Below are 20,272 nucleotides of genomic sequence, written 5' to 3' on the forward strand. Positions count from 1 at the left end.
AATGAAAAACTTCATACACAATGTGTGAGCAAAAAATGTTCGTAGTTGTGACCAATGTACGGCATATTGCTGGTCTTGCGCAAATGTTTAGTATCCTGAGTTGAGTGAGCAATGGTGAAAAAATTAAATAAATCCTTCATGCACGTTTTGGGCATGTCAATTTTATTCAGTATGAGCAGTTTCAGTTCTGCTGAAATTGTGATGAATAGTGCTGCAAATCAGCAGTCAAATATTAGCTGGTCATCTGAAGATGCAAACCAGTTACTCAACGGTGACGTGTCTTATAGCGCTGAAGAACCATCTCCTCAAGGGTCAACGAAAGTGACTACTTCTGTACGTAGTACAGGCGGTGTGGTACAGACAGCACCATCGAAAACGGTCCGTATTATTGATACCAATCAATACGCAGGACAGCCCTCTGTAAATGCGCGTGCAGCACTGGTTATGGATGGTCAAACTGGTGAAGTGCTATATAGCAAAAATAGCAATACCGCTTTACCGATTGCATCAATTACCAAACTCATGACAGCAGTAGTGATTTCAGATGCCCGATTAAACATGTCTGAAAAGATTACCTTACAACAGTCTGATTTCTCATGTTCAGGCTGTAAAAGCTCAAGTTCAACGCTGCGTGCTGGCGACAGTATGAACCGCGCAGAAGCTTTGCTATTTGCTTTGATGAAATCTGAAAACCCAGCGGCTTCGGCATTAGCACGTACTTATCCAGGTGGTCGTTCTGCATTTATTTCAGCGATGAATGCGAAAGCACGCTCATTAGGGATGAACTCGACTCATTATATGGAATCGACTGGCTTGCACCCAGGCAATGTCGCTTCGGCACGTGACTTGGGGATTTTGGTGAATACCGCTTCGCAGTATGGTTTGATTCGTCAATTTTCAACCACACCAAGTTATGACTTTAATTTGGGCTACCGCGTGTTGAAATCAAACAATACTAATGCTTTAGTGCGTAATGGTGGTTGGAATATTAATATTTCAAAAACAGGATTTATTAATGAAGCAGGGCGCTGTGTTGTGATGCATACCACACTGAATAACCGTCCAGCGGTGGTGGTGTTATTGGGTGCGGATTCTTCAGTGGCACGAACCAATGATGCGACTCGTTTAATGAACTGGGCGAGCCAGTTACCAAAACGTATTTAACAAGATTTCAGATTTTTCATTCTTTCAGTATTTAGATTTACTCAACGTTTAAATGCTGAAGTGAATGCAAGATATAAAAAAAGCCCTGCAAGAGCAGGGCTTTTTTTATTCAGTCAGCATATAAATTACATATTTGACAGAATTGAATCACGAACTTGATCCATAGTTGCATCAATCGACAACATTACGGCATCTTGGCATTGCTTGATGGCAGTGTCAGGATCTTTTAAACCGTTACCTGTTACAGTACATACGATCACAGAACCTTCAGCAATTTTACCTGCTTTGATGTCACGAATCGCGCCACCGATAGAAGCTGCAGAAGCAGGTTCTACGAATACACCTTCGTACATAGATAGTAGACGCTGTGCTTCTAAGATTTCAGCATCTTGCAGTTCGTCAAACCAACCTTCTGAGTCGCGGACTACGGCTTTAGCATGGTTCCAGCTTTGTGGATTACCAATACGGATCGCAGTTGCTACAGTTTCAGGGTTTTCTACAGGTGCGCCGCGTAGGAATGGTGCCGCGCCAGCAGCTTGGTAACCCACCATTGTTGGTAGACCCGCAGGTTTTGGACCTGTGAATTGATCAGTTTCAGGATCATAAACTACTTGTACAAATTCTTCTTTAGGCTGATTCGCCACAGCTTCGGTATAACCCATCCAATGTGCTGTGATGTTACCCGCATTACCTACAGGTAGGCAGTGGTAGTCTGGTGCACGACCTAACTCATCCACGATTTCGTAAGCAATGGTTTTTTGACCTTGCAGACGGTATGGGTTGATTGAGTTTACAATCGTAACTGGTGCTTGATCCGCAACTTCTTTTACAAGACGCATACCGTCATCGAAGTTACCGTGGATTTGCATCGTTACCGCGCCATACATCATCGCTTGTGCCATTTTACCCATGGCAATTTTGCCTTCTGGGATTAACACGAATGCTTTAATACCCGCACGTGCAGCATACGCCGCTGCGGCAGCAGATGTATTACCTGTAGAGGCACAAATAATCGCTTTTGAGCCTGCTTCCACTGCTTTTGTTACGGCCATGGTCATACCACGGTCTTTAAATGAACCAGTCGGGTTTAAGCCCTCGTACTTCACATAAATTTCAACATTTTTGCCAATAATGCGTGGAATGTTCTCAAGCTTAATCAGTGGCGTATTACCTTCGCCCAAAGAAATTGCGCGAGTAGTTGCAGATACGGGTAAACGGTCGCGATAGCGGTCAACTAAACCAGTATAACGATTGGCATTAGACATGATGATGTTCCAATTGTGTGTAGAGCTTGGCGAGAGGAACTGAAATATTCCCCTCGACCCGATTAATTATCAAGCGATTCTAAACGAATTCGTACAATTTCGCCATGAATGACAGGCAATGCTTGAATTTGTTGAAGGGCTTCATCCATTTTAGATTCTTTGACTGGATCAGTCAGAATCACGATAGGAATAAGGTCTTTTAAGCGCGGCTGTTGCATGATCGCATCGATGCTGATTCCTGCACGGCTTAAAATCGTAGTGACATCAGCAAGAACGCCAGTTTGATCTTCGGCATTAATACGGATGTAGTATCCTGTGGTCATTTCTTCACGTGGAAGAATTGGTAAATCGGTCAGTGCTTCAAAAGCAAGCTGTGGAATTGTACCAGCGCCATCTTCGGTATATGAGATGTCACGGACAATATCGACAACGTCAGCAACCACCGCTGATGCTGTCGGGCCTGCACCTGCGCCTGCGCCATAGTAAAGCGTTGGACCAACAGCATTGGCTTGAACCAATACAGCATTTTTAACGCCATTTACATTGGCAATCAGTTGGTCTTCAGGGATCAGCGTTGGATGAACACGAAGCTCAATACCCGTTGCAGCACGACGTGCAATACCTAAATGTTTAATACGGAAACCAAGGTCTTCTGCATATTTGACATCTTGCGCAGTGACTTTGCTGATGCCTTCAGTGAAGACTTTGTTAAACTGGAGTGGGATACCAAAAGCAATAGAAGCCAGCAATGTTAACTTGTGCGCTGCATCGATTCCTTCGACGTCGAAAGTTGGATCTGCTTCGGCATAACCGAGTTCTTGCGCTTCTTTGAGAACGTCTGCAAAGGCACGACCTTTTTCACGCATTTCAGTCAGGATAAAGTTACCTGTACCGTTAATAATACCTGCAAGCCAGTCAATTTTATTGGCTGCCAAACCTTCACGGAGGACTTTAATAATTGGGATACCGCCTGCGACAGCTGCTTCATAAGCAATCTGAACGTGATGATCATCGGCCAATTTAAATAATTCATTGCCGTGTTCAGCTAATAAAGCTTTGTTGGCTGTAACCACTTGTTTGCCATGAACGATTGCTTCACGAATTACTTCATACGCAGGGTGAATGCCGCCCATAACTTCAACCACAACGTCTACATCGGGTTGACGGACGATATCTAATAAATCAGCACTTTGCTTCACTGAAGCAGGTAGTTCTAAATCAGGACGAGGGCGACGCGTACCCACATGGGTAATTTCAATTTCACGACCGGTGCGACGTTTAATCTCAGCAGCATTTTCTTTTAGTAGTTTAAGGGCACCACCACCCACAGTACCAAGACCGAGGATTGCCAGACGAACTGGTTTCACGTCACACTCCATTTATTTCATCATTGCTTTAAGTGAGTTTAGATCATAGCTAAAAAAACGTTCGGACTCTAGGGTAGAAATCACTTTATTCCCACCCATAAAAAACATTCATTTAGCCTATAAAAATTAGTTATTTAAGCGCACTTTCAAGTTCGGAAGCCGACATGTAAGCACCGATGTGTTTGCCTTCTGCGTTATAGATCGCTGGCGTACCATTCACACCAATATTTAGACCCATTTCATACATGCTGCGCACTGGGTTTTTACATGATGCTGGCTCGATTTGCTCACCGGCAATGGCTTTATCAAATGCGGCACGACGGTCTTTGCTACACCAGATAGTTTCCATCATTGGCATGTGTTGTTCACCACGTGGCCAAGCGATGTAACGGACTTCAATGCCACGGGCATTAATATCATCCATTTGTTCATGTAACTTATGGCAATAAGGACAGCTGACATCGGTAAACACATAAACCACGTGTTTGGTTTTACCTTTGGCTTTATAGATTAGTAAGTCTTCGGTTTTTAATTGATCAAATAGTTTTTTGTTGGCGTCTGCTTGTAGCGTATCGCCTACATTAAAGAGTTGTTTTTCACCCAAACGAACCACGTCGCCTTGGAAAATGTATTTACCATCAGCTGTAGCATAGACTGCAGGCATGCCTTCAAAACTCACCCAAAACAAATTAGGAACTTCAGTCGCTTTCACCCCAGTGACTTTGGCATTGATATTGGCTTTTTGCAGATTGGATTGCAAAGTATCAATTAAACGCTGCTGAGCATTACGTTCAGATAAATTCGAAGCTTCACCAGTTGCAGGCGTACTTGCCGTTAATGTCGCGTCTTTCTTTTCATCATTATTTGAATTAGAACAAGCCACTAACGCCATACTGGCAACAAGTGTCGATGCGAGAAAAAATTTTGAACGGGTAAATAACATAAACAACCCTTTTCTTTTAGCTTTATCAAACAGGTGAGTAAGCATAGCAAAAAATATCGGCCACGATAGAACTTCTTGGTCTGATATTTCCTGCCGTTAAGCTCTCGGATGATAGTCTGCATGTAATTTTTGCATACGAACCTGCGCGACATGGGTATAAATTTGAGTGGTAGACAAGTCACTGTGACCGAGCAGCATCTGCACGACACGTAAGTCGGCACCGTGGTTGAGCAAATGCGTGGCAAAGGCGTGGCGTAAGGTATGTGGTGATAATTCGGCTTGAATGCCTGCAATGAGCGCATAGCGTTTAATCGCGTACCAAAAGTTTTGGCGACTCATCATTCCACCGAGTTGAGTGAGAAATAAAGCATCGGTTGCGCTTTTGTATAAGACGGGACGTGCTTCAGCTAAATACTTCTCGATCCATTCCACCGCCATTTGTCCTAAAGGGACTAAGCGTTCTTTATTGCCTTTACCGGTAATTCGTAAATAGCCTTGTTTAAGATTGATCAGTTCTAATCTTAAATTTAATAACTCAGAGACACGTAAACCACAGGCATACAGCACTTCGAGCATGGCACGATCACGTAGACCCAATGCGGTGTTGAGGTCTGGGGCATTAATCAGGGCTTCAACATCTGCTTCAGATAAATCCTTTGGTAGGGCACGACCCAATTTGGGTGTTTTATGGATTGCAACAGGATTGTCACTGCGTATTTTTTGTTCACGCAAGAACTTGAAAAATGAACGCAGTGCAGAAAGTGAGCGGGCGATCGAGCGAGGGCTTTTTCCTTGTTTAGTCAGGCTAAGTAAGACATCTGAAATGTCGTCACTGCTCCAATCAGTCATGACATGCGTATGACACTCACTGCATTGAATTAAATCAGATAAATATGCATTTCGAGTGTGTGGACTGACGGTTTGAGCTATTAAATCATCACGATATCCGTGTAAAAAACTGAGTGTTTCTGGAATTTGGACTGGGGTTGGAATACGTGGTTTTTTATTTAACATGTGCCGCTCATTTTCGAAATTAAACCAAGAAATCACAATGGTTTAATGCAATGTAATTTAAAAAAATAGTCGTGTCGATGCTAGATTGTTAAATGAGAATTGAAATCGAATCCGATTTGTTAATTATTCTCATTTGTTTGTATAATGTTCAAAATTTTTTAGGGTTAGTTGCGTGCGATTATCTGATTTGAAAGTGAAACAAAGCGCAGTCATTCATAAGGTACATCGTAACCAGAATGGCAACAATGCTCCGGCTGATTTAGTCGCTAGCCGTTTAGAGACTTTGGGTTTTGTTCCCGGAACAAAAGTACAGGTGATTACCAAAGGTATTTTTGGTGGTGACCCGATTTTAATTCAAGTTGGGTTTACTCGTTTCGCACTGCGAAAAGTAGAAGCTGAAAAAGTGGAAATAGCAATGGAAGGGGCATCAGCATGAGTGATGCGTTACGTATTGCCCTCGTTGGTAATCCAAACTGTGGTAAAACTTCATTATTCAATCATTTAACGGGTACACGTCAGAAAGTTGCGAACTATGCTGGGGTAACGGTTGAGCGTAAAGTTGGTCAATTTACTTTGCCATCGGGTAAATCTGTTCGAGTTTTGGATTTGCCGGGGACATATAGCTTAGAAGCGACGAGTCCTGATGAAGCGATTACGCGTGATGTCGTGCAAGGTAAAATTGCAGAAGAAGGGCATCAAGATGTCTTTTTATGTGTAGTTGATGCGACAAACTTAAAATTGCACCTCGGTTTGGTCATGGAAATGATCGATTTGGGGCGTCCAATTTTACTTGTCCTCAACATGATGGATGAAGCACGTCGTCGTGGCATGCAAATCAATACCCAAAAGCTGTCTCAGCGTTTGGGTGTGCCTGTTGTAGAAACCGTTGCTGTGCGTAATGCGGGTATTGAAAACTTAATGGGCGCTTTGGATGCTGAAGGTTTCAGAAAACCAGATGCGTCATTAAGTGATACCAATCTTTCTGGGACTAACCACGAAAAAATTGAACAAATTTTAAAAGACGTGGTGGTGTTTGTTGATCATGAAGATAAACGCTCAGACTTCCTCGATAAAATTTTTCTACATCCAGTCTTTGGTTTAATTACCTTAGCGGTGATGATGTTTATTATCTTCCAAGCGGTGTTTGCATGGGCTGCGCCGTTTATGGACGGTATTGAAACCTTCTTCGGTTGGTTCGGTGAATTGGTTGGTGAACACATTTCACATCCACTCCTGAACAGCTTGGTGGTTGATGGGATCATTGCGGGTGCAGGTGGTGTGGTGGTGTTCTTGCCGCAGATTTTAATTTTATTCTTCTTTATTTTGGTTTTAGAAGAATCAGGTTATTTACCACGTGCAGCATTCTTGCTAGATAAGCTGATGTTTAAAGCCGGACTGAGTGGTCGTGCTTTTATTCCTCTGCTATCGAGTTTTGCCTGTGCTGTACCGGGCATTATGGCAACTCGGAGTATTCAAGATCCTCGAGATCGTCTGGTCACGATTTTAGTTGCGCCGTTGATGACGTGTTCGGCACGTTTACCGGTTTATGCTTTGTTGATCTCGGCATTTATTCCAGAGCAAATGGTCTGGGGCGTCTTTAACTTACAAGGCTTGGTGTTATTTGCATTATATGCAGCAGGGATTGTGAGTGCCTTAATTGTGGCAACAGTGCTGAAATTCTTCCAAAAAGATAAATCACAGCATGCCTTATTGATGGAACTTCCAAGCTACCGTTTCCCAGATATTAAGAGTGTTTGGATTGGTTTACTGGACCGTGCCAAGATATTCTTGAAGCGTGTTGGTGGCATCATTTTCGCTTTATCGATTTTGTTATGGTTCTTGTGTACTTTCCCGCAACCGCCAGAAGGCGCAACCTTGCCGGATATTGATTATTCATTGGCAGGTATGCTTGGGCATGTATTACAACCGATTTTTGCACCATTAGGTTTTAACTGGCAGATCTGTATTGCCTTAATTCCAGCGATGGCGGCACGTGAAGTCGTTGTGGCGGCATTGGGTACGGTGTATGCCTTGTCTGCAACAGATGACGATGCCATGTCTCAAGGCCTGGCAAATTTAATTAGTAGTGATGGGTCATTGGGTTGGTCATTGGCAACCGGTTTATCATTATTGGTGTGGTTTATTTATGCGCCACATTGCTTGGCGACACTGGCGACAGTTAAACGTGAAACTGGCTCCTTGAAGACGGTGAGTTTCATGACCATCTATTTATTTGGTTTGGCTTATTTAATGGCATTCATCACGTATCAAATTGCAACACGCTATTTTGGATAGTGAATCTTGAATGGCAAAAGCTGAACAAAGGAGAGAGACATGCTTGAATCAATAATTATTGCGGTATTGGTGATTTGGAGTGCTGTCGTGGTGTTTAAGAAGGTATTTCCAAAAACATCGAACTCAGTCTTCACAACTTTTTCTGAGCACTGTGCAAACCGTGGTTGGAACAGTCTAGCCAAATGGTTAAAGCCAAAAATAGCAGCAGGCTGTGCAGGCGGTTGTGGATGTTCAGCTTCGGATAATTCATCTGCAAAAAAAGCTGAAGTACAAGCGGTGAAGTGGAAATAAGCTCACCTTCAATTGCTTGAAGAAACCGCCCGAGATGGGCGGTTTTTTACGAGCGGACACAAAAAAACTGCGAGAAAGTGAAAACATAAAAAGCATTCAAAACAGCAAAGTGCTAACATTTTGTCAGATTTAAAAACCGACCAAAAAAATGGGGCGAAAATGTTAATACAGCGTGGTGGATTGAAGGTTGTTGCCGGATTAGGGATTTCTGGTGTTTCCGCAGTGAATTTCTTACATAGCCATGGCTACCGCGTTGCAGTCACCGATTCACGAGCAGTCCCACCGGGTCATGATCAAATTCCAAGTGATGTACAAACCAGTTTTGGTCAGTTGGATCAAGATTTATTACTCCAAGCAGAAGAAATTATTATCAGCCCGGGGCTAGATCCAAAATTACCGCAAATTCAGGCGGCCATTGCAGCCAACATTCCTGTGGTTTCAGAAATTCAAATTTTACGTCGTGCGACGGATAAGCCAATTGTCGCGATTACAGGTTCGAATGCGAAAAGTACCGTAACGACTTTATTTGGTCTTATGGCAGCAGATGCAGGCAAAAAAGTGGCAGTGGGTGGCAACTTGGGTCGTCCAGCTTTGGATCTCACCAAAGATGATCCAGAGCTTTATGTTTTAGAGCTTTCAAGTTTCCAATTAGAAACCACGTCAAACTTGGCAGCAGAAGTGGCTGTGGTGTTGAACATGAGTGAAGACCATTTGGACCGTCATGGCGATATGATGGGCTATCACACTGCGAAGCATCGTATTTTCCAAGCGGTGAAAAAAGTGGTGTATAACCGTGATGACTCATTAACACGTCCATTGGTTCCAGATGTCACCCCAATGCAAAGCTTTGGCTTAAATGCACCAGATATGAATCAGTTCGGTATTTTACGTGATACTGATGGCACAATTTGGTTGGCACGTGGTCGTGAGCGTTTACTGAAAAGTGCGGACATGTATATCCAAGGGACTCATAATGTGGCAAACGCCTTGGCATGTTTAGCTTTGGGTGAAGCGATTGGTTTGCCACTAGAAGGCATGTTGGAAACTTTGAAAACCTTTAAAGGTTTAGAGCACCGCTGTGAATTTGTCAAAGAAGTGAATGGTGTTCGTTATTATAACGACTCTAAAGGTACCAATATTGGTGCGACTTTAGCTGCGATTGATGGTCTAGGTGCTGCGATTGAAGCCAAAGGCGGTAAAGTGGCGATTATTTTAGGTGGTCAAGGCAAAGGGCAGGACTTTACTGCGCTACGTGATTCACTTTCAAAATATGCCAAAGTTGCGGTGTTGATTGGTGAAGATCGTCCAATTATTGAAAAAGCGGTTGAAGGGACAACCACGCTGATTCATGCTGAAAGTTTGAAACAAGCGGTTGAGCTGTGCCAACAAAATGCGGTAGCCAATGATGTGGTCTTATTGTCTCCAGCGTGCGCAAGTTTTGATATGTTTAAAGGCTACAGTGAGCGTGGACACCAATTTGTTGATTGTGTGAATGCACTCGTTTAAAAGAACGATAAGGAAAGTTGTATGGCTGGGTTGGCTCAGACGACCATAAATAGAATAAATGAAGTTGTAGAGCGTTGGCTTCCTCGGTTACCTGCCGAGGTCAACGTGCGCAATGTTTTGGTGTTCTGTGTTTTGGCATTGTTGTGTATTGGTTCGATCATGGTAGCATCTGCATCTATGCCCTATGCAGAACGCATGCATGAAAATGCTTTCCATTATATTTCACGACATGGGATTTCGATTGCCGCCGCCGCCGCCGCTGCCTATATCGCCTATAAAGTGCCGTTGAATGTTTGGTTTAATAACACCTTCTTTTTATGGATTATCACGATTATCTTACTGGCTGCTGTATTGGCTGTCGGGACAGAGGTCAATGGTTCTAAACGTTGGATTCGTATTGCTGGTTTCACCTTACAGGCTTCGGAAGTCGCCAAAGTCATGATGGCGATATTTACCGCAGACTATGTGGTACGGCGTGCCGAAGAAGTCCGCAATAACATCAAGGGCTTGGTACGTTTGGCAGTGATTATGGCTGCAACTGTCGGTTTGGTCATGGCAGAGCCCGATTTAGGGGCGACGGTGGTGATTGCCTTAACCATGCTAGGGGTATTCTTCCTCGCAGGAGCACCGTTGATTCAGTTCGCAATTGCCTTTGGTGCGATCATCATGGCCTTTGTGTTCTTGATTTTATTTGAACCTTACCGTTTAGAACGTTTGATGTCGTTCTCAAATCCATGGAATGATCCATTAGGCGCAGGCTACCAGTTGTCGAATGCATTAATGGCTTTTGGTCGCGGTGAATGGTTTGGTGTCGGCTTGGGTCATAGTATTCAAAAAATGTCGTATTTACCTGAGGCTCATACTGACTTCATGTTGGCGGTTTTGGGCGAAGAATTTGGCTTCTTTGGGATTTTGACCGTATTGACGCTGTCATTTGTGATGTTGATCTGCTGTATTCGCATTGGTCATCGTGCTTTACGTCATCAATACTTACGTGCAGGCTACTTGGCTTATGGCATTAGTATTATCTTCTTGCTGCAAATTTTGGTGAATGCCGGCATGAACATGGGCATGCTTCCTACCAAGGGTTTGACCTTACCGTTTATTAGTTATGGGGGGTCTTCTCTGATTATCTGTGCGGTTATGGTGAGTCTGATCTTAAAGATCGATGCGACGACCAAAGAAGTAAACCCAAGTAAAGAAGAATCAAGCTTCTAAATTGGTATCTCGTTGCGGATCGGGAGATGCATGGTGGAGGACACTGGCTGGCATCTCCGTTCCACAATGGAGACATTTGACCAAGCTCGCCTTGGCTTTAGAAAGGGAAATCAATGGGATAAAAAATAAAGAAAAATAATTACGTTGCTGTTTTAACTCATACTGAGTTCTGCTTCGGCAGACAGGGCAAGTAAATTGGCTCTTTTCAATGACTTTGGTTTTCGGACCAAATCCAAAAATAAAAAACATTAGGCTCTACAATGGTCGATTGATCACTTTATTAAAGCATAATTCAATTGAAAATCGAGTGATTGGCTTAGATCAATATTTGGGTTTATTGATAGATTTGAGGCAATGCTGTGCCATGGGGAATATATTGAATATTCCACTGCGCAATCGCCTGTTGCAGCATAATACGTGGCGTATCTAAGTCGACTGCCGGTTGGTGTAGGGCTTGCAATGCTTGTTGTAATAAAGGTGCCGCTTGGCTTAAATCAAGAGCTTGAGCCATATTCTGTTTTGAAAGTTTTTGTCCCTGATTATTCATTGCCAATGGCAAGTGCATGTATTCAAGGTGTGGATAACCCAAAATCTGTCCGAGCCAAATTTGACGTTCGGTATTGTCCAAAAGATCAGCCCCACGTACGACATGGGTCATCCCTTGTAGGTAGTCATCCACCACGACAGCAAGTTGATAATTGATAATGCCATCACGGCGTTTTAAGACAAAGTCACCTAAATCTTGCTGCAGATTGGAGCAATGCGTCCCTTGTAAGCGGTCGGTAAAACAAATGTTCTGTGCATCGACTTTGATTCGAATAGCCTGATCCTGAAGGGGAAGACCAAGATTACGACATGTACCTTGATAGATATGATTCGAACCGAGCATTTTTCGGGTGCATTGACAAGCATAGACCAAGCCTTGGGCATGCAAATGTGTAATGACCTGCTCATAGATTTCGAGGCGGTCTTTTTGGAAAATGATCTCGGTATCTGGTTCGAATTGAAAAGCATCAATACAACGTAAGATGTGTTCTTCGCTGCCGGGAAATATACGTGGAATGTCGGTATCTTCGATACGAACCACCCATTGCCCTTGATGGGCACGGGCATCGCAGTAGCTTGCAACTGCTGTAATTAAAGAGCCAAAATGCAAAGGGCCGGTTGGCGATGGCGCAAACCGACCCACGTAATGCTCTGCAGCTTTCCCTCCCTTATCTAAAGGGAGGGCTAGAGAGGAATTACTCAACACAGAATTAACCGTTATTTTGCTTCTCTTTGATCTCTGCAAGTGTTTTGCAGTCGATACATAAAGTCGCTGTTGGACGTGCTTCTAGGCGACGTAAACCAATTTCGATACCACACGTTTCACAGAAACCGTAGTCATCATTTTTGATCGCTTCAATTGATTGTTCAATTTTACGGATCAGTTTACGTTCACGGTCACGTGTACGAAGTTCAATCGCAAATTCTTCTTCTTGCGTTGCACGGTCGTTCACATCTGGAAGCGCAGTATTTTCGTCTTGCATGGTATTCAAAGTACGGTCTACTTCTGACATTAACTCAGCTTTCCACGCCAATAAGATGTGGCGGAAATGCTCAAGTTGCCCTTCAGACATGTATTCTTCATTCTTTTTAGGCTGATAAGGTTCAATACCAAATAAGCTTGCAGTAGAACCACCTTCAGTCGCCTTTGGCTTTGATTTGCGCACGCGTTTGGTAGACTTTTCGTCTACTACATCAGTTTGTTCGTCTAAGACTTGATTTTGGTTGTCATTCGCCATATAGGGCATTCCTCATCATATGCATATATCTATACGCAAAAAATATGGTGATATGCAAGTTTTTATCCACCCAACACAGAGTTTCCTTCTGTGGGGGTCGTCATCATATAGACTTTTTCTGCTTATTGATAGTCTTTGATGTTTGGATTCTAACTATCACTTTTCCTTTAGAAGGCATAAAGTAAAGCAAAAAAATCAAATTGAAAAGTTAATAACCTGAAATTTCAACATTAATTTGAGGTTGTTTCAATTTGACCCGAACAACTTCCGTTTTAAATTCACCATTATCATTCAGATAGAGTGCACGATACCCTGGTAAAGCTTCATCTAAGGCAAAATTTTCACTATGTGGTTTGAACTGAACACTGGTCGAAGGTGTCGATAAAAACTGAATATTGCGCCATTGATTAGACGAGTCTTGATGTACGTGTCCGCACAGTACAATTTTGACATTGTCATGGCGTGAAAGCACATCCATCAGATGTTCAGCATTTTTTAATTTGTGCTGATCTATCCAATGCGATTGCATGGCAAAAGGGTGGTGGTGGCATGCCACAATGATGTGTTGCTGTGGGTGTGCTGTGAGCAACTGATCTAATTGTTCTAGCTGCTGTTGTGATACCCAACCATCGACTTTTCCTTTGACCGCACTGTTCAGTAAAATCAGACACCAATTGCCTAATGCGATGCAGTGAGCCCGATCTTCCTGTTGATGAAATGGGAAGCAAGACGCTTCGTCATGGTTCCCCGGAATCTGATAAAACGGAAACGGCTGCTGTTGCATATATTCGCGATAACGCGCATAGGTGCGCTCTACCGGCACTTGTGCAAGATCGCCAGTATGGACAAGCGTATCGATGTGATGATGGTTCAACTGAATTTGTTGAATCACATCGTGAAAACTCTGCTCTGGATTCATGCGGACAAACTCAAGATCTTCCTGATCCATTAAATGTGTGTCCGAGATCTGGATCAGTGTCCAGTCGTATTGTGGTGTGTCCCTTAAAGTCATGTCCTTCCCCTTAGACATTCCTTGTAGTATGTATTTGTTGTTGTAACCATTGCAAGGCCATAATGACAGGTGCGTTTTTTAGCCGACCATTGGTTAATAATTCAGGAATATCAGCATAGTTTAAGATATGCAATTGAATATTTTCTCCCTCATCAGGCATGCCAAAGACTCCTCCATGTTCGGGCAGTTCAGCTTCAGCACTATAAAGGTGGAATAATTCAGCACAGGCACCCGCAGAGGGATAAAAACTAAATAAATGCTGTAGTGCATCTAATTCACAGCCTGATTCTTCCAAACTTTCACGACGGATACAGCTTTCAGCAGATTCATCACCATCGAGCACGCCGGCAATGATCTCTAGTTGCCATGGCGAAGTTTCATCATCAATCGCCCCAATGCGGAATTGTTCAATTAAGGCAAATTTTTGTTGTTGATGGCTATAAATCAGTACACCTGCTGCTTCAGGACGATGAATCAATTCACGCTGAATGGTTGGAATCATGCTGTCTTGATGGAATAAGCGGTGTCGAAGCAGAACTTTTTCAACTTGAATAAAGCCTTTATAAAGATGTTCACGCCCTTCAATGCTGTAATCTTTTTTGTTATATGTGGCCTGTTTAATAATATTCATAAGCGCTAATTAGGATGAAATCTTCCATTTCATCCTAACCGAGATTTTGTTGAATACAAAAGATTTTTTTTAAGCTTTACACTTTATGGTACAACTTTTGACCATGTTCATGATAGGCCGCTTTCATGCTCTGTAAACCTGTTTCAATTTCAGGATTAGATTCTGAAGAAGGCTGCATATCTTGCTGATTTTTTGCATAATCTCTCACATTTTGTGTGATTTTCATTGAGCAAAATTTAGGTCCACACATGGAACAAAAATGGGCCGATTTATGTGCTTCTTTCGGCATGGTTTCATCATGCATGCTGCGCGCTGTATCAGGGTCTAAGCTCAGATTAAATTGGTCTTCCCAGCGGAATTCAAAGCGTGCTTTCGACAATGCATTATCACGGGCCTGCGCACCGGGATGACCTTTGGCAAGGTCTGCGGCATGGGCTGCAATTTTGTAGGTGATAATGCCGTCTTTGACGTCTTTTTTATCTGGTAAACCAAGGTGCTCTTTCGGGGTCACATAACACAGCATCGCGGTGCCATACCAACCAATCATTGCTGCACCAATCGCAGAGGTAATGTGGTCATAGCCCGGCGCAATATCAGTGGTGAGTGGTCCAAGGGTATAGAAAGGTGCTTCTTTGCAAACCTCTAGCTGTAGATCCATATTTTCTTTGATCATGTGCATTGGGACGTGGCCTGGACCTTCAATCATGACTTGCACATCATGCTCCCATGCACGGTGAGTCAATTCACCTAAGGTGCGTAATTCACTAAATTGGGCTTCATCGTTGGCATCTTGAATACAGCCCGGACGTAAACCATCACCTAAACTGAATGACACATCATAGGCTTTCATGATTTCGCAGATTTCATCAAAATGCGTATACAGGAAGTTTTCTTCATGATGCGCTAAGCACCACTGCGCCATGATGGATCCGCCACGTGACACAATCCCTGTTAAACGGTTGGCGGTGAGTGGAACATAACGAAGCAGCACGCCTGCGTGAATCGTAAAGTAATCGACACCTTGCTCTGCTTGTTCAATCAGTGTGTCTTTGAAAATTTCCCAGGTTAAGTCTTCTGCGACACCGTCAACTTTTTCTAAAGCTTGGTAAATCGGTACGGTGCCAATGGGTACAGGTGAGTTGCGAATAATCCATTCTCGGGTTTCATGGATATTTTTACCTGTCGATAAATCCATAATGGTGTCAGCGCCCCAACGAGTTGCCCACGTCATTTTTGCCACTTCTTCATCAATGCTTGAGCCGAGCGCTGAGTTACCAATGTTGGCATTGATTTTCACCAAGAAGTTACGACCAATAATCATCGGTTCACATTCAGGATGGTTAATGTTGGCAGGGATAATGGCACGACCTTCAGCCACTTCTTGACGTACAAATTCAGGCGTGATTTCAGTTAAATTACGGGCGCCAAAATTTTGACCGGCATGTTGGCGCATATCAACACCTTCACGCTGACGTTGATTTTCACGAATCGCAATGTATTCCATTTCAGGGGTGATGATGCCTTGTTTGGCATAGTGCATTTGAGAGACATTGTGTCCACGACGAGCACGACGCGGTTTTGAAATATGCGCAAAACGAATCTCTGCAGTACGAATATCTCGAAGACGTTCTTGCCCAAATTTTGAAGTTAAGGTATCGAGTATTTCCGTATCATTTCGAGACTCAATCCAAGATTCACGGACATTGGGTAGACCTTGATTCAGGTCAATTTGAATATTGGGGTCGGTATAAGCACCAGAGGTGTCATAGACCATAATGGGCAGATTTTTTTCTCCACCCAGACCTGTAGGCGTATCTGTAAGGCTAATCTCACGCATTGGTACGCGAATATCAGGACGTGAGCCTTGTATATAGACTTTCTTTGATGCAGGGAGAATACGAGTGAGATCTTTAGCATCTTGTTCATGTTGAGCAGCGCGATCTGAAGCGGTGAGATTCGTTAATTGGTTCATTGCAATGATCCTTATGAATGACATCAACGAATCAAGCACGACCAAAAACGTGGCGGTTTATCTGATGGATTCACCTGAAAATAAAGGCGTAACACCAAGAGATAAGAAGGGCTTAAGTTTTTAGATGGCTTGATTCCTACGCAGGTATTAACCTGATCAGGTTCAACGGTACTCATCCTTAAATTTAGCGAACTAAATTTAGATGATCTCAGCAGGAAATTACCTGCGCTCCGTCAAGCTTTGTGCGGATACTAGCATGAAGGCTGTTTTAAAACAGTGTTATTTTTCATCAATTTTGCTGTGCAGAATTTTGGCTAGGCTCGTGTGCAATTGATTTGGATTTTGCTAAGTAGAGGACTGATTTACACAGATGGCGTCGCTAAAACAGTCTTTCTTATAATGCGGATCAGGATTACGGACACCAATTAAATTCAACAACTGCGCTTCTGATCGCTGATTAGATGCAGCAGTATTTTGATCTAATAATTTTAAAAATAAACGCGCCTGATCTGCCAATTTGGAGTTTTTTAATTGAGCCAAGCGTTCAATTTCTTCTAAAGAACTGGCTTGAATACTGAGGCGGTCTGAAAAGTCATTGGAAACTGGACTATGTGCCGAACCAATAAATAACAACTGACTATATTGATATAGTAATTGTTGTGCATCTTTTTTGTATGGGCTATCTGGATATTGCTTGAGATAGTCTTCCCAAAAAATTGCACGTGTAGCAATCTCTTGCGGCTCAATGGCTAAACTTTGTTGCAACAAGGCAGGTTGTGCATTTTGTTCAGCCAGTTTTTCAATAAAGACTTGCTCAGATTCTTCCATATACGGCGCAAAAATTTTGGCTAAATATTCAGGACTACGGCGATAGCGTAATTGTCCTTCACCTGCATCGAACAATTCCACATAGGCTTGGCCTTTATGTTTCAGTAAATACTGATCTCGGGCGGTGAGCTGTTCATAATGATTTTGTTGAATGGTCGGATGCTGAGCCATATCAAAAGCAAATTGTTCGAATGCCATTTGCTGTTGAGCTGTACGTTCAACATGTAAAAAGTTGCGATACATTTGATTGGACAAGCGCAGTAATTTTTTTTGTTCGTCCGCTTTTAACAGCGGCAAGCAGACTTTGAGATCTTGGTTGATTTGTTCTAAAGCAAAAGTTGTGCGTTGATCGTCTATTTCCAGCATATTTTTTTCAAGTTTTTTGCACAGCAAAGACAAATCGACTGCTTCTTTTTGAACAGTCTTATTGTTGGGAAACTCTGGTGCAGGTTGTGGTTCAGGTTGTTGTTGGCATCCATTCAACATACTGAAACATAAAAACATTGCACTAAACTTTGCAGGCAGCTGAAAAATTTTTGACACTGGAACTCGATGCGCTATAGAAGTGGTATTGTCCGATGGAATGTCGACTATTCTATAGATGAAACACGCGCAATATGTGTACTATTGTACAGTTCTTTGTTATAGCGTTGTGAGTAATGTCCGAAAACGACTTAAATTATCTGGTTTTGTCGCATTTGATATAAAAAATTAATAAAAATCATACGGAAATTTGCAAGGATATGATTAGTATCTGCTTAGTTTTAGGCTTGAATATTCAATCTCGGGTATTTGAATATTAGGAATTTACAAAAAAAATGAACAAAAAAGTTGTGGTGGGTCTTTGTTTACTTTTCACGAGTCAGTGGGCGTGTGCGCTAGATCTTGTGCAAGCTTATGAACGTGCAAAACAAGAAGACCCCAATTGGCAAGCCAATAAACTACAATATGAAGCGGATAAATTGAATTTGGGGATTGCCAATGGGAACTTACTCCCGACGGTAACAATCTCCGGAAATGTGACCCGAAAAAATCAAAATTCCAACCAAAGCGGCGCTCAAGCCGGGCTGATCATGCCAGACAGCACCACAACAAGACAAATTGCGCTCACTGCCCGTCAGCCCATTTTTCGTTGGGATGCATGGGAAGGGCTGAAGCAAGTAAAGACCTCGATTAATTTAAGTGAAATTAATCTGCGGATTCAAAAACAAGATCATATTTTAAATGTCTCTGAAGCTTATTTTAATGTTCTACGCCAGCAAGCATTGACGGTTGCCAACCTACAAGAAGAACAGGCGCTATCTGAACAGCTGCGCATGATGAATGGCAAATTAAAAGAAGGCCTAGTGGCAAAAAGTGATGTCAGTGAAGCCAATGCACAATATCAAAATGCACGGGCAAACCGCATGGCAACCAATGTTCAATTGGTTTTGGCGCAGGAACAATTACAGCAATTGATTGGGCCATATCGAGAAAATTTGGCGGTGTTACGTGAAGATTTTCAGTTTGAAAAACCGATTCCAAACAATGTACAAGCGTGGGAAGAACTGGCTCAGGGACAGAACCTAGGTATTTTACAAGCGCGTATGCAACAACGTTATGCGGAAGATGGTAAACGCGTTGAAAAGGCCGCCTTATATCCTCAGATTGAAGCGGTAGGGACCTATGGGTATAACAAGCAAAGTCCACAATCCATCATGTCGCAAGATGGTCAATTTGATCAGGTGGGGATTGAAATGAACTGGAATGTGTTTAATGGTGGACGGACACAGAAATCCATTAAGCAAGCGGCGATCAATGTTGAAAAAAGCCAAGCACAGGTGGATGCAGCAATTCGAAAAGCACAAACCGATGTAAAAAAATCTTATATGCAAGTCGAAACGGATCAAAGTAAATTACAGGCACGTAAAGCCGCGATGGATTCTTCCGCGCAAGTGTCATTGGCCTCACAAGCCCAGTATCAGGAAGGTCTGAAAACCATGGTTGATGTGCTGCTGGCACAGCGTAATGCCTTTTCAGCCCGTCAAGATTATTTAAATTCCAAGTACGATTATTTAATACATGTATTGCAACTCAAAGCCTCTGTTGGGAAATTAACGGAAGCTGATTTAGTGGAAATGAATGCGTGGTTGGTCGATCAGAAAAATCAGCCATCGATCCTACTAAAGAAATAATCCATGGTCATAAAAGTTTCACAATCAATATGCTTTAATATGGCACTAAAATCTGCCGATTCACGTTGTAGTGGAGACTCGCTTTGCCTAATAATCCTGTTTTAAACCATCATATTTCTTCGCAATTCAATGAAGAGTTGCAGGATGTGCATACCAAATTTATGACCATGGGTGGTTTAGTGGAGCAGCAGGTTGCAAATGCCATTCATGCCTTATTGGATACGGATGCAACAATGGCGATTGATGTTCAATTTCAAGACAATACGGTGAACCGTATGGAAACTGAAATTGATGAAGCGCTTACCCTAATTTTGGCGCGTCGTCATCCTGCTGCAATTGATCTACGCATGGTGATTGCGATGTCGAAAGCCAACACCGATTTAGAACGGATTGGTGATGAAGCGGCAAAAATTGCCCGTATTGCACAAAGCTTGTGTGAAGAGGGGGGTTCACCGCGTGGCTATATGGAAACACGTCATATTGGCAACCAAGTCCGCGTGATGATTCATGATGCGCTCGATGCCTTTGCACGTTTGGATGTAGATCAGGCTTTACGTGTCCTTTTGGCCGATGCTGATATTGACCGCGAGTATCAATCGGCAACCCGTACCCTCATGACGTATATGATAGAAGATCCACGCCATATTACTCGGGTGATGAATGTACTTTGGGTGCTGCGTTCACTTGAACGTATTGGTGACCATGCTCGAAATATCTCTGAACAGGTGATTTATATGGTGAAAGGTCTAGATGTCCGTCACACCAGTGTTGAAGAAATTGAGCAAAAAGTTCAGCGTTAATTGAATAA

19 protein-coding genes and 1 riboswitch are annotated in these 20,272 nt (G+C 42.8%); of the genes, 8 read left to right on the plus strand and 11 right to left on the minus strand.

All coding sequences use genetic code 11. The features are described from left to right. Positions 1-114 precede the first annotated feature (114 nt). A complete protein-coding gene (locus FTU83_RS03060; RefSeq protein WP_180004717.1) occupies positions 115-1,164 on the plus strand; it encodes a serine hydrolase in 1,050 nt (349 codons plus the stop codon). 125 nt (positions 1,165-1,289) lie between these two features. Here the strand turns inward: FTU83_RS03060 and thrC are convergent, their stop codons facing one another. The 4 genes from thrC to xerD form a co-directional block, all read right to left on the minus strand. Next, positions 1,290-2,429: a threonine synthase gene (gene thrC / locus FTU83_RS03065; RefSeq protein ID WP_078189447.1), complete on the minus strand. Its 1,140-nt coding sequence runs from the start codon at positions 2,427-2,429 to the stop codon at positions 1,290-1,292. Between the two features lie 62 nt (positions 2,430-2,491). Further along, a complete protein-coding gene (locus FTU83_RS03070; protein ID WP_180008061.1) occupies positions 2,492-3,796 on the minus strand; it encodes a homoserine dehydrogenase in 1,305 nt (434 codons plus the stop codon). Between the two features lie 130 nt (positions 3,797-3,926). Further along, complete coding sequence (locus FTU83_RS03075) at positions 3,927-4,739, minus strand: DsbC family protein (protein WP_180105636.1); 813 nt, start codon at positions 4,737-4,739, stop codon at positions 3,927-3,929. 96 nt (positions 4,740-4,835) lie between these two features. Then, entirely contained in the window at positions 4,836-5,753 is a 918-nt protein-coding gene (xerD, locus tag FTU83_RS03080; RefSeq protein ID WP_180010677.1) for a site-specific tyrosine recombinase XerD, read from the minus strand. Positions 5,754-5,925: 172 nt separating this feature from the next. Between xerD and FTU83_RS03085 the strand changes: the two genes are divergently transcribed. The 5 genes from FTU83_RS03085 to ftsW all read left to right on the plus strand — a co-directional run bounded on the left by FTU83_RS03085 (position 5,926) and on the right by ftsW (position 11,063). After that, positions 5,926-6,189: a FeoA family protein gene (locus tag FTU83_RS03085; protein ID WP_078189444.1), complete on the plus strand. Its 264-nt coding sequence runs from the start codon at positions 5,926-5,928 to the stop codon at positions 6,187-6,189. Then, entirely contained in the window at positions 6,186-8,048 is a 1,863-nt protein-coding gene (gene feoB, locus FTU83_RS03090) for a ferrous iron transport protein B (RefSeq protein ID WP_180105637.1), read from the plus strand. Before FTU83_RS03085 ends, feoB begins: the two co-directional genes overlap by 4 nt. Before the next feature lie 39 nt (positions 8,049-8,087). Further along, positions 8,088-8,339 (plus strand): DUF6587 family protein, encoded by a 252-nt coding sequence (locus FTU83_RS03095; protein ID WP_180105638.1) that lies wholly within the window; start codon positions 8,088-8,090, stop codon positions 8,337-8,339. 159 nt (positions 8,340-8,498) lie between these two features. Further along, positions 8,499-9,845 (plus strand): UDP-N-acetylmuramoyl-L-alanine--D-glutamate ligase, encoded by a 1,347-nt coding sequence (gene murD / locus FTU83_RS03100; protein WP_180105639.1) that lies wholly within the window; start codon positions 8,499-8,501, stop codon positions 9,843-9,845. A 21-nt stretch (positions 9,846-9,866) separates the two neighbouring features. Further along, entirely contained in the window at positions 9,867-11,063 is a 1,197-nt protein-coding gene (gene ftsW / locus FTU83_RS03105; RefSeq protein WP_078192579.1) for a putative lipid II flippase FtsW, read from the plus strand. Here the strand turns inward: ftsW and FTU83_RS03110 are convergent. The 7 genes from FTU83_RS03110 to FTU83_RS03140 all read right to left on the minus strand — a co-directional run bounded on the left by FTU83_RS03110 (position 11,052) and on the right by FTU83_RS03140 (position 17,794). Then, entirely contained in the window at positions 11,052-11,312 is a 261-nt protein-coding gene (locus FTU83_RS03110) for a zinc-ribbon domain-containing protein (protein ID WP_180049846.1), read from the minus strand. The genes ftsW and FTU83_RS03110 overlap by 12 nt on opposite strands. A gap of 85 nt (positions 11,313-11,397) precedes the next feature. Further along, a complete protein-coding gene (gene gluQRS, locus FTU83_RS03115; RefSeq protein ID WP_373684047.1) occupies positions 11,398-12,315 on the minus strand; it encodes a tRNA glutamyl-Q(34) synthetase GluQRS in 918 nt (305 codons plus the stop codon). A gap of 4 nt (positions 12,316-12,319) precedes the next feature. After that, positions 12,320-12,847 carry an RNA polymerase-binding protein DksA gene (dksA, locus tag FTU83_RS03120; protein ID WP_078189438.1) on the minus strand — a complete coding sequence of 176 codons (528 nt, stop codon included), beginning with the start codon at positions 12,845-12,847 and terminating at the stop codon, positions 12,320-12,322. 208 nt (positions 12,848-13,055) lie between these two features. Then, a complete protein-coding gene (gene cpdA, locus FTU83_RS03125; protein ID WP_180105641.1) occupies positions 13,056-13,859 on the minus strand; it encodes a 3',5'-cyclic-AMP phosphodiesterase in 804 nt (267 codons plus the stop codon). Positions 13,860-13,869: 10 nt separating this feature from the next. Beyond that, positions 13,870-14,490, minus strand: a complete 621-nt coding sequence (locus FTU83_RS03130) for an NUDIX domain-containing protein (RefSeq protein WP_180039952.1) — start codon at positions 14,488-14,490, stop codon at positions 13,870-13,872. 76 nt (positions 14,491-14,566) lie between these two features. Beyond that, a complete protein-coding gene (gene thiC, locus FTU83_RS03135) occupies positions 14,567-16,462 on the minus strand; it encodes a phosphomethylpyrimidine synthase ThiC (protein ID WP_180088859.1) in 1,896 nt (631 codons plus the stop codon). Positions 16,463-16,578: 116 nt separating this feature from the next. After that, positions 16,579-16,705, minus strand: a riboswitch (TPP riboswitch). A 102-nt stretch (positions 16,706-16,807) separates the two neighbouring features. Beyond that, positions 16,808-17,794: a hypothetical protein gene (locus FTU83_RS03140; RefSeq protein ID WP_180004716.1), complete on the minus strand. Its 987-nt coding sequence runs from the start codon at positions 17,792-17,794 to the stop codon at positions 16,808-16,810. A 314-nt stretch (positions 17,795-18,108) separates the two neighbouring features. Between FTU83_RS03140 and FTU83_RS03145 the strand changes: the two genes are divergently transcribed. Next, complete coding sequence (locus FTU83_RS03145) at positions 18,109-19,464, plus strand: TolC family outer membrane protein (protein ID WP_078189434.1); 1,356 nt, start codon at positions 18,109-18,111, stop codon at positions 19,462-19,464. Positions 19,465-19,547: 83 nt separating this feature from the next. Beyond that, the gene (gene phoU, locus FTU83_RS03150; protein ID WP_078189433.1) at positions 19,548-20,264 is read left to right on the plus strand and encodes a phosphate signaling complex protein PhoU; all 717 of its coding nucleotides are present in this window, start codon (positions 19,548-19,550) and stop codon (positions 20,262-20,264) included. Positions 20,265-20,272: the final 8 nt, after the last annotated feature.

This window comes from Acinetobacter sp. YH12152, from assembly GCF_013418285.1.
GTDB classification, from domain to species: Bacteria; Pseudomonadota; Gammaproteobacteria; order Pseudomonadales; family Moraxellaceae; genus Acinetobacter; species Acinetobacter amyesii.

Bases quoted from the DNA above. Each gene is read 5' to 3' on its own strand.
- thrC (WP_078189447.1), bottom strand. From the start codon at position 2,429: ATGTCTAATGCCAATCGTTATACTGGTTTAGTTGACCGCTATCGCGAC.
- FTU83_RS03075 (WP_180105636.1), bottom strand. From the start codon at position 4,739: ATGTTATTTACCCGTTCAAAATTTTTTCTCGCATCGACACTTGTTGCC.
- xerD (WP_180010677.1), bottom strand. From the start codon at position 5,753: ATGTTAAATAAAAAACCACGTATTCCAACCCCAGTCCAAATTCCAGAA.
- feoB (WP_180105637.1), top strand. From the start codon at position 6,186: ATGAGTGATGCGTTACGTATTGCCCTCGTTGGTAATCCAAACTGTGGT.
- FTU83_RS03095 (WP_180105638.1), top strand. From the start codon at position 8,088: ATGCTTGAATCAATAATTATTGCGGTATTGGTGATTTGGAGTGCTGTC.
- murD (WP_180105639.1), top strand. From the start codon at position 8,499: ATGTTAATACAGCGTGGTGGATTGAAGGTTGTTGCCGGATTAGGGATT.
- ftsW (WP_078192579.1), top strand. From the start codon at position 9,867: ATGGCTGGGTTGGCTCAGACGACCATAAATAGAATAAATGAAGTTGTA.
- FTU83_RS03110 (WP_180049846.1), bottom strand. From the start codon at position 11,312: ATGTTTTTTATTTTTGGATTTGGTCCGAAAACCAAAGTCATTGAAAAG.
- dksA (WP_078189438.1), bottom strand. From the start codon at position 12,847: ATGGCGAATGACAACCAAAATCAAGTCTTAGACGAACAAACTGATGTA.
- cpdA (WP_180105641.1), bottom strand. From the start codon at position 13,859: ATGACTTTAAGGGACACACCACAATACGACTGGACACTGATCCAGATC.
- FTU83_RS03130 (WP_180039952.1), bottom strand. From the start codon at position 14,490: ATGAATATTATTAAACAGGCCACATATAACAAAAAAGATTACAGCATT.
- thiC (WP_180088859.1), bottom strand. From the start codon at position 16,462: ATGAACCAATTAACGAATCTCACCGCTTCAGATCGCGCTGCTCAACAT.
- FTU83_RS03140 (WP_180004716.1), bottom strand. From the start codon at position 17,794: ATGTTTTTATGTTTCAGTATGTTGAATGGATGCCAACAACAACCTGAA.
- FTU83_RS03145 (WP_078189434.1), top strand. From the start codon at position 18,109: ATGAACAAAAAAGTTGTGGTGGGTCTTTGTTTACTTTTCACGAGTCAG.